9 protein-coding genes, 5 pseudogenes and 1 other annotated feature (1 of these 15 only partly in view) are annotated in these 12998 nt (G+C 38.3%); all 14 genes and pseudogenes read right to left on the bottom strand.

Going from position 1 to position 12998, the window contains the following annotated elements:
• Window positions 1-27: a sequence feature (ribosomal protein L21 leader region), on the bottom strand; it reaches 55 nt to the left of the window's first position.
• A gap of 58 nt (window positions 28-85) precedes the next feature.
• The 14 genes and pseudogenes from J2S13_RS04665 to J2S13_RS04600 all read right to left on the bottom strand — a co-directional run bounded on the left by J2S13_RS04665 (window position 86) and on the right by J2S13_RS04600 (window position 12913).
• Window positions 86-1543, bottom strand: coding sequence for an Rne/Rng family ribonuclease (locus J2S13_RS04665; protein WP_307256546.1), 1458 nt, complete (start codon window positions 1541-1543; stop codon window positions 86-88).
• Between the two features lie 172 nt (window positions 1544-1715).
• Window positions 1716-2582 (bottom strand): M50 family metallopeptidase, encoded by an 867-nt coding sequence (locus tag J2S13_RS04660; RefSeq protein WP_307256545.1) that lies wholly within the window; start codon window positions 2580-2582, stop codon window positions 1716-1718.
• Window positions 2575-3348, bottom strand: coding sequence for a M23 family metallopeptidase (locus J2S13_RS04655; protein ID WP_307256544.1), 774 nt, complete (start codon window positions 3346-3348; stop codon window positions 2575-2577). The genes J2S13_RS04660 and J2S13_RS04655 overlap by 8 nt, the downstream gene beginning before the upstream one ends.
• Window positions 3349-3515: 167 nt before the next feature.
• A complete protein-coding gene (gene minD, locus J2S13_RS04650; RefSeq protein ID WP_307256543.1) occupies window positions 3516-4325 on the bottom strand; it encodes a septum site-determining protein MinD in 810 nt (269 codons plus the stop codon).
• Complete coding sequence (minC, locus tag J2S13_RS04645) at window positions 4318-5004, bottom strand: septum site-determining protein MinC (protein ID WP_307256542.1); 687 nt, start codon at window positions 5002-5004, stop codon at window positions 4318-4320. Before minC ends, minD begins: the two co-directional genes overlap by 8 nt.
• 90 nt (window positions 5005-5094) lie before the next feature.
• On the bottom strand, window positions 5095-5613 hold the full coding sequence (gene mreD, locus J2S13_RS04640) for a rod shape-determining protein MreD (protein WP_307256541.1): 519 nt from the start codon (window positions 5611-5613) through the stop codon (window positions 5095-5097).
• Window positions 5610-6509 carry a rod shape-determining protein MreC gene (mreC, locus tag J2S13_RS04635; RefSeq protein ID WP_307256540.1) on the bottom strand — a complete coding sequence of 300 codons (900 nt, stop codon included), beginning with the start codon at window positions 6507-6509 and terminating at the stop codon, window positions 5610-5612. The genes mreD and mreC overlap by 4 nt, the downstream gene beginning before the upstream one ends.
• Window positions 6510-6623: 114 nt before the next feature.
• Complete coding sequence (locus J2S13_RS04630) at window positions 6624-7637, bottom strand: rod shape-determining protein (protein ID WP_307256539.1); 1014 nt, start codon at window positions 7635-7637, stop codon at window positions 6624-6626.
• Window positions 7638-7794: 157 nt separating this feature from the next.
• A pseudogene (locus tag J2S13_RS04625) lies at window positions 7795-7935 on the bottom strand (JAB domain-containing protein); the annotation flags it as partial.
• Between the two features lie 79 nt (window positions 7936-8014).
• A pseudogene (locus tag J2S13_RS04620) lies at window positions 8015-9896 on the bottom strand (reverse transcriptase/maturase family protein).
• 547 nt (window positions 9897-10443) lie between these two features.
• A pseudogene (locus tag J2S13_RS04615) lies at window positions 10444-10527 on the bottom strand (JAB domain-containing protein); the annotation flags it as partial.
• A 103-nt stretch (window positions 10528-10630) separates the two neighbouring features.
• Window positions 10631-11151: pseudogene (locus J2S13_RS16870) on the bottom strand (HNH endonuclease); the annotation flags it as partial.
• Between the two features lie 663 nt (window positions 11152-11814).
• Window positions 11815-12306, bottom strand: a pseudogene (radC, locus tag J2S13_RS04605) (RadC family protein); the annotation flags it as partial.
• Window positions 12307-12325: 19 nt separating this feature from the next.
• Window positions 12326-12913: a Maf family protein gene (locus J2S13_RS04600; protein WP_307256538.1), complete on the bottom strand. Its 588-nt coding sequence runs from the start codon at window positions 12911-12913 to the stop codon at window positions 12326-12328.
• Window positions 12914-12998 lie beyond the last annotated feature (85 nt).

Genomic DNA, 12998 nt, shown 5'->3' with positions numbered 1-12998 from the left:
ACCCTTCATGAGCGGTTGTAGCACGGGTGCTACAAACAATAACATTAAAATATTATCATTTTCAGGCTGAGACTGTCAACTACTTTCACAGACGTTTTCCAATCTCCTTTAATTCATTTTTCGTACCAAAACGAAGAATTTCGCCATAAGGAATAGCAGATTGACTCGTACGATAAAATAATGTTTTCTTTATAAGCGTTTCCAAATGAGAAAGATCACGGGATTGTTCCCCCACAAAAATATCATGAACATCCTCGGTCATTTCAAGTAAAATGGCTTCATGGTCATCAAGCGCAAACTCCAAAATTTTCCGTTCTAACTGAAAAGCAATCGTTTCCGCACTTTTTACGCGTCCTTTCCCTAAACAAGCAGGACATGGAGATGTAATCGTTTCAGTTAATGACTTTTTCGTTTTCTTTCGAGTAATTTGTAAGAGTCCCAGTGAAGTCATTTCATGTACTTTGGCATGTTTTACATCCTTCTTTATTTGTTGCTCCACCACTTGCTTCACTTTTTTCCGGTGTTCTTCGTTTTTCATATCAATAAAATCTACGATAATCATTCCAGACAGGTCACGTAATTGCATTTGTCGAGTCAATTCTTTCGCTGCTTGCAAGTTCGTTTGAACAATCGTTTCCTCCTGAAGAGTTTTCCCCGTAAACTTTCCAGTATTCACATCAATCACCGTCATCGCTTCTGTCGGTTCGATGACGATAAACCCACCGCTCGGAAGCCATACAATTGTCTTCAGCGCTTTTTCAATTTCAATATCTAATTGATGATCGAAAGAAAGGTCGCTGGAAGAATAATGGTAGTCTATAGTCCATAGGGAAAAATCTACTTTTTCCTCCTCAGATAATTTTTGGACAAGTGTGCGATCATCGGTTACCAACACCCCTGATTCTAAATGATGTAATTGCAAGATGATTTCCTCAAAAAAATCATTCTTTTCATAAAGAAGCTTTGGGGCCTTTACATGCTGTGTCTGTTTTTCTAGCTGTTCTTGTTTATTTCTTAAGGCATTCCACTCATTTAAAATCATTTCTTTCGTTTTGGAAAATGCAGCCGTTCTCAACAAAACGCCTTCTTCCTCACGTTTATTCTTTTCTCCCCATCGTTTCCATTTTTCTCTTTTCTCTTGGTTTGAGACTTTTTTGGAGGTAGCGACATATCTTCCTTTAGGCATATAGATGAGTAACTCTCCAGACCATTCAATAATGGCCGTTAATCTTGGACCTTTGGAACCCGTTCCATCTTTTTTAACTTGTACAATGATTTTTTGTCCTTGATGCACAAGCTTTTGGATCGGCTGATGTTGGTGATTTGGAAATTGATCTCGGTGTAAATAACCATTTTTTTCTGTGCCAATCTGAACAAAGCAAGCATTCATACCTGCCTCCACTTTCGTCACAATTCCATAATAAATATTCCCAACAAGTGATGATTGCCCAGGTTGGAATACGTGAAGCTGTTCTAATTCTTGGTTTTTATAAACAGCAAGCCGCTTTTCACGACCCTTTGTACTAATCACAAGCTGATTCATTTAAAGCCACTTCTCTTTCTATTTAACAATTTCGCATACTTTGTTATTTTTAGAACTCTACAAAACGCATTACTACTATTTAATCATTCTGAATCAAAAGGCACAATCGAAAACACAAAGAGGATGTCTTAAATGTACGGGACATTTAATCGACATCCTTATCAAAAAGATCCTAATATAAGTACAGCAAATCATTAATTTTCGCCGTTGTTTGTTTTTCAGTAAAAAAGGCATGTAATACTTCATTTTCATCAAGCTGTCCTTTTTCCTCCCCATTTTGAAATACGATGATCGGATGCTTCACTCCCCTTTGAAATTGCTCTAAAATGACAGGTAATGTAGAGTCAACCGATACATGTAAAGGGACCAGTTGAACCACGGCTGATTTTTTTCCGTAATAACGTTCCAATAAAAATCTCATAAACACAAAATGACGCTGTTTCCATTCTTTCCATAGAGACACATATAAATAGAGCATGACAAACCATAGATGAAGATGAGTTGGCGAAATAAGAATCGTCAGCAAACTAATCGAAGATAACAGAATCAATGAAGATAAAATCGACCATTTCAACGCATGTAAAAATGTATGATTTCTACAGAGAACAAGCATCAATAGTTTCCCCCCATCTAATGGCCAGATGGGAAGAAGATTAAACAATAATATCATCCAATTATATTGCAAAAAAACATCATATTGAATTCCCGGAAAAAATCCAAATCGTTCAAGAAGAAGGGCAGCGATCGCCATCCAGACATGCTGAAGTGGACCAGCTAAAATGACGATAAATTCTTCCTTCAATGGGCGATTCCCGTGTTCATCCATCTCTGCAACACCGCCAAATGGCAGAAAAGAAATTTTTCGAACCCTCCAAGAGAAATACTGAGCAGCAAAAGAATGGCCTAATTCGTGAATGACCACAATGAAAAGCACCATCCATAATTCTGTGAAATAACCAGTAAAGATGGCGATTGCCATTACAATCCAAAGAAGGGGGTGAATATGCACTTTGGATAATAGAAGCAGGAATTTACTCAAATGTAATCACCTGTATGGGATCGATGAAATCATCCCCCTTTTTCATTGCAAAATAAAATTCACCAGTTTGCCCTTCCTCGCGTTCCTTCACTGATCCAACTGTTTTCCCCGCTTCTACACGATCATATTGATGAACCGCTATCGATTGTAAATGCCCATACCATGTTTCTGTTTTATCCGGGTGCTGAATAATAACCGTATTTCCAAGGTCTTTCTTTTTGCCAGCGAAAATCACAAGTCCTGAGTTCATCGCCTCTACCTTTTCGTCCTTCCCGATTTCAATCATGACCCCTTTCCCATCTGCCTCAAATTTCTCCACAATTCGTCCAGATGCCGGTAATGCGTATGCCTGATTTTCTTGATCGGCAACATGTTTTCCTTCATTTTTCGTCGGCAAAAAGGCTAATGGCTTTCCAAATTGTTGTTCATACCAATCCCCAATCGCGGCAAATTGAAATTCCTTTTTCATCGAATGCTCTACAAGCTTTTTTCCATCATCAAAAATAGGTGATGGGTTTTGCATAATGATAGCTGTAGATAATACGAGTAAGGCTGCCCCTAATATTTTCATCATGATCCATTCTTTTTTGAATAATGGGTGGTGTTCATCTGATCCTTCTTCATATGAAAATGTACGGTCTTCATATGGATTCTCTTCTTCTACCCAAAGGGCATCGTACTGGCTAAATGGTCGCTCCTGTTTCCTTTGTTTTAACTTGTTCCGCTTGGCTATCCGTCTACGAATTTCATCTGCGCGATTTCTCATACCTCACCATTCCCTTTTTATCCTTTTGGGAACATCTTATGACTTGTCTTCACAATATATGACAAGCCTATAAGATGGGAAGTACAAATAAAGTAAAACTTCATTCAGTAGGGGGGATTTCCCGTAAAGTGGAATAGAAAAAACTGCCTACAATTGTGGCAGTTCAATTATTTAGATCTTGCTCCAAAAAATTTCTTGATCCGTGCAAATACCCCTTCTTTTTCTTCTGTTAATGGTTGAAGAGGAATAGACTCTCCTAAAATTCTTCGAGCAATATTTCGGTAAGCAATTGATGCTTTATTATTCGGATCATGTGCAATGGGCTCCCCTTCATTAGAGGATTTTATTACATTCTCATCATCTATTACTATACCAAGTAAATCAATCGATAAATGGGTAGTGATTTCATCTACATCTAGCATTTCCCCATTCTCCATCATCTTAGGTCGAATACGGTTAATGACTAATTTAGGTCTAGCGATTCTGCCATCCTTCTCTAACAATCCAATGATTCGGTCTGCATCGCGTACTGCAGCTTTTTCCGGAGTTGTGACAACAACAGCTTGGTCAGCACCTGCAACAGCATTCTTAAATCCCTGCTCAATTCCTGCTGGACAATCGATCAATATGTAATCGAATTCCTGTTTCAATTCATCTATTAATTTCTTCATTTGTTCTGGTGAGACCACATTTTTATCACTCGTTTGTGCCGCAGGAAGTAAATATAATCGATCCTCAAATCGCTTATCCTTAACCAATGCTTGATGGAGCTTACAGCGTTCTTCCACAACATCTACTAAATTACAAATAATGCGATTTTCTAATCCCATAATCACATCTAAATTTCGAAGTCCAATATCCGTATCTACTAAACACACTTTCTTTTCTTGGAGAGCAAGTGCTGTACCTAAATTAGCAGAGGTCGTTGTTTTTCCTACTCCACCTTTACCTGATGTAATAACAATCGCTTCACCCACTGTAGCTTCCCCCTTTAAAACTCGTAATATTAGGTCTAATTTGTCTTAAAGTTTGTAAACGGTCTACAATAATTTGCTTTTTTTCATCTATGTATGCACATTCCATCTCATGTGATTCCTTCTCTTCATTATGATGCGGAGCAATTGTAGAATACTCACTAATACGCAGCTGTGAAGGGGTCATTCGTGATGCTACAACAACTGCTTTCTCATTTCCCTGAACTCCAGCGTGTACGATTCCTTTCAATGAACCAAGAATAAAAATATTGCCCCCAGCCTTAACCGTTCCTCCTGGGTTTACATCCCCGATAATTAATATATCCCCAGGAACTTCAAGAACTTGACCTGATCGGATCATCCCTGCAACCTTTGTCATATCGGATTCTTCTTTCCAGCGTGTTGCCTCTTCGATCGTCACAACATTCGTAGAAACTTCTTTTACAACAAAATGCTTCTTTTTTCGAATAATTTCTTTCATTTCTTCCTTCTGCTTAGCAGTCAAATAGCGATTTCCTGCTTGAATTTTTACTGTTATTAAAGGTGTTTCATTTTCCTCCTGTTGCCCGTCCATTTTTTGCTCTAACTCCTCTAATAGCTCATCATAGGAACATTTATCATTTAAATGCAAGGTTAATCCGTCTTTCGTCCCTTTTATTATAACATTTTGCCTTTTTTTCATGGCGTGTAGTTCACCTCTGTCGCACATTAATTCGACAAACATCGTCCATTTTCCTCTTAACGTGCTGAAAGAATTCATTTCTAAAAATGATTATTCATCCAACAAATGTTTTCTTAATTTTTCAAAACTCCATTTTAATGCAAATGAAAAAAGAATATAAAAAAGCCAATTTAATACAAGAGTCGGCCATAAACGATGACTCAAAAAATGAGTAAATGACATCGAAGTTCTTTGAACAATCACATTTAACTCGTAAATCACTACTTCTAATAAAGCCAAGTCAAATAAGACAACAAGCGCAACCACCCATAAATTGTTATGCAACATTTTCATTAACTTCGACGTAATATATACAAGGAATGGGAAGAAAAGCATATATACACCAAGGATTTCTGTGTAATAAAGATCATATAAAAAACCAAAAATAAATCCATACTTCATTGCAGTTGATCGTTTAAAAAAGATGGTTAATATCAAAAGGGCAATTAGGAAAAAGCGAGGTGAGAATATCCATTTGCCATCAAAGGAATTCCCCGGGAACCATTCCATAAAGACGGTTTCACTAAAAAAACAAGCTGCCATCAGTAAGGGAAGAAGGATTTTTTTCACAAGCCTTCCTCCTCCACTACGACTTGCTGTCTTTCTTTTTCTTCCGTATCTTTTACGACAGGCATCCCTCTTTTAGCCACAACTACATGCTCAAAGTCATAAAAATCAGCGGACGGTTTAATATAGGCTATTTGAGTAAGGCCGAAATGATCAGGCTCTAACTTAACGACTTTCCCAATAGCCAATCCATCAGGAAACACTCCGCCTAAACCAGATGTCGTTACGCTTTTTCCTTTTTTCATTTTCCCTTCGGTAGGTTTCACTTTCATTAATAAATAACCATTTTCTTTATCATAACCTTCGATGAGTCCGTACAGATTTTTTTTCTTATCTTGAATAATCGCAGAAACCCTATTTTTCGGGTCATTTGCACTTAACATTTCCACGGTTGCTGTAAATTTAGACACATTTTTCACTTTCCCAATTAAACCTTTTGACGTCATTACAGCCATGTCCGGTTGGATTCCATTAGATCTCCCTTTATTAATCGTAAAGACGTCAAACCAACGATCAGGATTTCGACTGATGACAGTGGCCTGCTCTGGGTTATAATCAGCTAAGCTTTCCTTCTTGTCTAATAATGCCCGCAATTCCTTATTATCTTTTTCTAAACGGTTTACATCACTTTCAACTTGAGTCATTCTATTTAAATGTTCTTTTAATTTTTCATTCTCTTTATATGTATTTTGCAAATTTTTTAAGTCTTTAAAAAAGTTAGAGACAGCATTTGCAGGCGTAGAAACGGCCACTTGCCCCAAACCGACGATATCTTTTACAAATTGCTCTGGCCAAGATATGTTTTCTCGATCACGAATGGAAAAACCAATCAATGCCACAACAACAATAATGCTGACGAGCATAATAATCAATCGTTTATTCATAAAAAATTGTGGCATCACGTCCACCTCTATCATTCAAACTTTTGTTTTTTTAAAAGATCCGTTTGCATAATCGTCTATTTGTCGAACCCCCATGAAAGGAACCACCAGCGAGGAGGCTCCTACTGATGGTTATTTCACTTTATTCTTAAATAAATGGATATGATCTAATGCTTTTCCTGTTCCGATTGCAACACAATCAAGCGGATCTTCCGCAATAATTACTGGCATATTCGTTTCATCACTGATCACTTTGTCAATATTTCTTAAAAGAGCGCCCCCGCCAGTCAAAATGATCCCACGATCCATAATATCAGCTGCTAGTTCCGGTGGTGTCTTTTCTAGTGTACTTTTCACTGTATCCACAATCGCAAATACGGTGTCTTTCAGTGCTTTACTTATTTCCTCAGCTGTAATTTCAATTGTTTTAGGTAGTCCCGTTAAAAGATCTCGTCCACGAATGTCCATTGATTCTTTCTCTTCCGGCTCACTTGCAGATCCAATTTCCATTTTGATTGCCTCTGAAGTGCGGTCCCCAATCAAGAGATTATATTGCTTACGAATATAAGCAACAATGGCATCATCCAACTCATCCCCGGCAATACGTAAAGATTGACTTGTCACAATTCCTCCAAGGGATATAATCGCCACCTCTGTTGTTCCTCCACCGATATCGACGACCATGCTTCCAGTCGGTTCCCAAACTGGTAGATTGGCCCCAATAGCCGCTGCAAATGGTTCTTCAATTGTAAAGGCATCCCTAGCACCTGCTTGACGAGTTGCATCCTTTACTGCACGTTCCTCAACAGCTGTGATCCCCGAAGGAACACAAACCATTACATAAGGCTTGCGCGCAAATAATCCTTTTGACTTCGTGGCTTGCTTAATATAATATTTCATCATCGTTGCAGTCGTTTCATAATCAGCAATAACTCCATCCTTCATCGGACGAGTCGCGACAATATTCCCTGGTGTACGACCAATCATATTTCTGGCGTCATTTCCTACCGCGACAATTTGTTTCGTATCGGTTTGTAATGCGACAACTGAAGGTTCACGCAATACAACACCTTTCCCCTTTGCATACACAAGTGTGTTTGCTGTCCCCAAGTCAATTCCAAGATCTTTAGTCCCAATTCCAAACATGGTGTATCTCCCTTTCTGATACAAATTACGTAATTTCATCAATTATTGTATTGCTCATTTCACGTTATTAAGTGTCGATTTCATATTGGCAAAAAAAACATTAGTTAGTAAAAATCATAAATTATATTATAACGTAATAAAAAAGAAAATCCTAGCATTATAAGTAGCCTTTTTCTTTTAAACTTACGTATTTGTTATCCCCGATGATCAAGTGATCTAAAATATCAATTCCAATAATCTTGCCGCACTCCACTAAGCGTTTTGTCACCTCAATGTCCTCTCTGCTTGGACCGGGGTCGTAGGGTAGGAACCATGCGCCTTACTCTGTCTCCAAATCAGGTTTCACAATTCCCCCCTCAGAACCGTACGTACACCTTTCAGCGTATACGGCTCGCCAGTTGACTAATCAGAATTTGCTTCTCATGGTGGTCATGATGGCATTTGTAACATAGGACAATGGTTTTTCTATTGCGTTCTATCATTTTCTTGTCCAAAATGTTAAGTGTTTCTTTTTCTTCAAGTCTTTAACTTACGGACATGATGAACCTCCATCTGACCTTCTGTTGTACCACACGCTTCGCATTTGTTTGCTAATAAACGCTGTTCAAATTCTGTTCTACTTGAGTATTTCATGGTGTTTGTTAATCTATCTATTTCAGGTGAATCTGCTTTAATTGCACCTTTATGCTTAGGTAAGTCCTTTAGTTTGACAAATTGATGAAGTCTTTCGTTACCTTGTCTGTCCTTCCTAGCTAAACACAGAACACCTTGTTTGTAAGTTCTCATGCTAGATGCAACCTTCATAGAAGTACTTCTTCGTTTATTAGCAATGGTTTTGATAAAACTACTTTCTGCTAGATAGAATAACTTGTCTAGATGATGATAGTTATTCGCCAACTTGTAGTAGTTTGCAATTCCTATTAGCTCAGCGTTATAGATATACAATATTTCTAGCTCCGAATTGTGAATTAATTTTGCTCTGTGTATTATTTTAAAGGTGACTAAATTTCCATATCCATTTTTCATTGCAAATTCTTTGATTTTCTTTTCAGGGATTTCTAACTTTATTGCACCTGATCGTGTTCGCTTTTTCAATGAATGCTTTTGGTTTTGATACCTGACTCTTTTGACCTTTATCTCATCCCATCTTCGAAACTCATATCCAAGAAAGGGTATAGGATGTTCCAAATGAGTGATGAGCGTTTTTTCTTCACTTAGGTCAAGGTGGAGCTCCTTTTCAAGAAAAGTTTTAATCATTTCCTTTATATATAATGCGCTTTCCTTAGAACCAGCAATTCCGATTACAAAATCATCGGCATAACGGACATATTTCATTCTTTGATCATAATTATCCATTGGGTCAACTGATGGGGGTTCTATTTGTTTTCTTTTGAGTTCTTGGATAGTAAGAACTATATCCTCTCGTCTTTCCCATTTTGTATGCCCGTTTTTCTCATCAAGTCTCTTGATTTTCCGAGATAAAGTATAAATTTTCCCACGGATTTTTTTGTAGCTGACATTGCTCGCCCTAACCTTTCCTATATCAAATTCCTCTATTTGTTTTTCCATGAACAAGTCAAACTCATGGAGGTAGATATTAGCTAAGATAGGTGAGATAATACCTCCTTGTGGCGTACCGCTGTATGTTTTCTGATATGTCCAATTTTCCATGACACCACTAGTAAGCGCATTATGAATAAGAAGCAGGAAACGACGGTCATTGATTTTCATAGAGATAAGTTTGATTAGTACAGTATGGTCAATATGATCGAAGAAACCCCTAATATCTCCTACAATACACCATGTCAGACCTTTCCAAGTATTTTTGATTTGGGAAAGTGCTGTATGACAACTTCTGCCCTCCCTAAATCCATGGGAATTGTCTGAGAATACTGGTTCATATACATTCTCCAGTATCATTCTCATAACTTCCTGTACCATCTTATCTTTAAAGTTAGGAACTCCTAAAGGTCTCTTTTTCCCATTAGATTTTGGGATATAAACCCTTTTTACAGGTGCAAAGCGAAATGTTCCAGCTTTTAATTGCTCGATGATGTCATCTATTTTCTGTAAACTGAAACCATCTTTTGTTTCATCAGTTGTACCCTTTTTTAAATCTCCTGCATTTGGATATAGTTTTGCATATGCTTTAATCCACAACTCTTTGTTATACATGAGACGATAACAATCCGTAATGATGTTTCCTTTTTGAGAAGCATTCCTTATAACGTCTAACTGTCGAAATGGATTTGTTGTCATATTCATGACTCCTCTCTAGTTAACGTTAACATCAACCTGTCTCCCTTCCCCCTGCTAAGCTCATTACAAGCAAACGTTGGGTACTATGGAGACTCCGTTACCATATCCAATTTCATAGACTTATGTCTAATAGCCAATAGGCACTTGCACTTAGGTAATCCCTGCATTATGACATAATTTTAGATACGTGATGGTTAGGTATCCCTTTCGACGGTTTCCTCTAGTTGAGGATTGAAGGACAAACCTTACTATGGTATGGGCTCTGGAGATACCCGTAGACATTCTGGCGATATGTCTCCCATTTTGTCCTCATTGCCTATAAGCTACCGTAGACAATGGCGCACCCATCGCTCATTCGTCTAGGATTCAAGCAGTTTAGCTTTTACCATACATCACTTGGTCTGAAGAACTGACTCGACATTAGATAGCTTTGTCGTCTTTTCTCCTTTTCACATCATGCTCTGTTCCCTCTATAGGTTTCCCCTCAAGGTAAGATGCTGACCATAGAACATTGTAAGGAGTTCTAGTTTCTAAAGAAACACTAAAATTACGCACCTTGCAGGCGCACACCAGATGGGTGATTATGTGCACATATAATGGAGGCGGCAGAGCGGCGGAAAGCTTCTTTGAAGTAGGGTAAGTACTCAGCGCCTTGCTTAGTTGCCTAAGTAGGTTTCCAAGAACTCCCCTCCAAACCGTACGTACCCCTCTCAGAGTATACGGCTTTCCATTTATCAATCTAACTTTCCATTGCGTAAGTCATAATCGCATTTCACACACATGGCAATCGACTTGCGATTTCTCGCAATCATAATTTGCTCCCATCGTTTCTTACCTTTCAAGTTCTTGAATTTATTAACATGATGCATTTCCAATGGAACATTTTCTGCACCACACCACTCACACTTTTGGGCTAAAAAGGCGCTCGATGAGACTTGTTCTGCCACCGTAAAGTAACGTATTTTCAATTATATCGACTGACTGTTTTTGGATTTCCGAGTTTTTTCCATTCGTTGTTCCGTAAAAAAGGAAATTTTAGGAACGTCCTTCGTTATATATCATATACCAATTTCCCTGTTTATCCCGTATTTTGTAATAATTTTACTAACGGTGCTTTTATATTTGGCATAATAATCATGCTGTATATCATGGTTTGTCGGAATGTTTGAAGAACATGTACATTGCTTGCTAGTCGATAATAATTATATAATCCTTCAATTTCCGCATTGTATGCTCGAAGAATTTCTAGGTCATCATTATGCTTCGACTTTTGCTTTGGTAGTTAGATTGCTTAATACTACTTTTGGATTTCTCAGAGCCTCACGCTCCTTCCAATTTTGTATTAAACGAGATAAACTGCTCCCCTTCGCCATGTAATAGGCTTTCCCTATCTCGGACTACTACGAGAGCTCCGTTGCCATATCAGATATTCAGCATCATCTTTCTTGCTTTTCAGCTTGAAATTTATCACCTTATTTGGTATTATGCATAGCTGTGTTGACAGCGTTCTGACTTAGGCAATCCCCATTTAGACATTTAGAAACATAGCACTTCATAGTTTCGGATGTGACTTTCACTCGTTTCTTCCATATAGAAGTTGGTCGAAATGGTATCGCTTCATGTTCCTCGAAGTGTTTTAAGAAACATGCACATTTCGCACAGCGTATATCGTTACCTCCCGCTGAAGGTTCCCGTAATCCACCTTGAGCTATCATTCAAGCAATTCAGCTTTCATCCTTGTCTATGAATTTTCATCTCGCCATGCAGTCGTGCCTTGGTAACTAGACAACTTATGGCTTTTCCAACATGCTACACTCCCCGCTCGGTTTCCCTTACGGATAAGTTGGCTGATGATAGGGTAAAGATTGCGATATTCCCTACTGCTTTGCTAGAACAGATTTTCTAAATCCCCTTATGGGCGCACAACCTCACGTGGATGCACGATGGATGCGTTTAGACTGCCGATAAAAATGGTTTGTTTGTGGATAACTTGATTTTTGGTATTGAGGTAAAGACATACGAAGTGTTCCTGAGATAAGAAGCGCATATCATTCATAATATAATTCGCGCCATCTTCTGGGGAGCGGATGACATAACGATCATCATATTTTAAGTTGCTGATGCGCCTTCCTAATTCAACTGCCGCCATAATTTGCACGGCCTTTGCTTTTCCAATTCCTTTAATAGAGGTCATCTCTTCAAAAGAGGCGGTCTGCAACAACCTTAGCCCATCGAAGTGATTTAAGAGGCGATTGGCTAATTGGAGGACCGATTCATTTTTCGTTCCTGTTTGTATAATAATCGCTAATAACTCGTGATTGGACAAACTTTCTGGTCCGTGTTGGGTCATTCGTTCACGGGGTCGGTCCTTTTGAGGGACATCCCGAATCATAAACGATTCCTTAGTCATTTCTTCTCTCCCTTCTTTTTTAGGACGAGAAGGAAAACGGAGGCCCTACATAGCCCATCCTTCTTAATTGTCGATATACTTTTGCTACTGGTAAGCCAACGACAGAAAAATAATCACCGTCAATTTTTCTTACAAATGCGGCCCCTATTCCTTGAATTCCATAAGAACCAGCTTTATCAAAAGGCTCACCGCTATGTAGATAGCCTTCGATTTCCTCATTCGTTAACTCCCAAAAAGTAACTAAAGTTTTTTCATAAAAGATCTCTTTTTCTCGTTTGTAATGGATAGACACACCCGTATAGACAGAATGGGTATTCCCTGATAATTTCTTTAAAACTTGCCTTGCTTCTTCACTTGATTCAGGCTTACCTAAAATTTCATTCTCGAAAACGACAATCGTATCTGCACCGATGACAAAAGCATCTTCTTGTTTACTTGAAATCGCTTCTGCCTTCTTATTCGCTAAATACATCACCACTTCTTTAGGTGATAAATGTTTCGGATAAGATTCATTCACTTGGGTTGTTTGAATGGTAAAAGGGAGATTTATTTGTTCAAGGAGTTGTTTTCTTCTCGGGGAGGTAGAGGATAATATGATGTTTGCCAAAATCAATCATTCACCTTTCCTTCATCTGAATAGGGAGATACACCATCATCATCTTACCAAATTTGTTACTAAGTTACAATGTTCT

Source organism: Oikeobacillus pervagus (assembly GCF_030813365.1).
Lineage (GTDB): Bacteria > Bacillota > Bacilli > Bacillales > DSM-23947 > Oikeobacillus > Oikeobacillus pervagus.
This window is presented reverse-complemented; position numbering and strand designations above follow the sequence as displayed.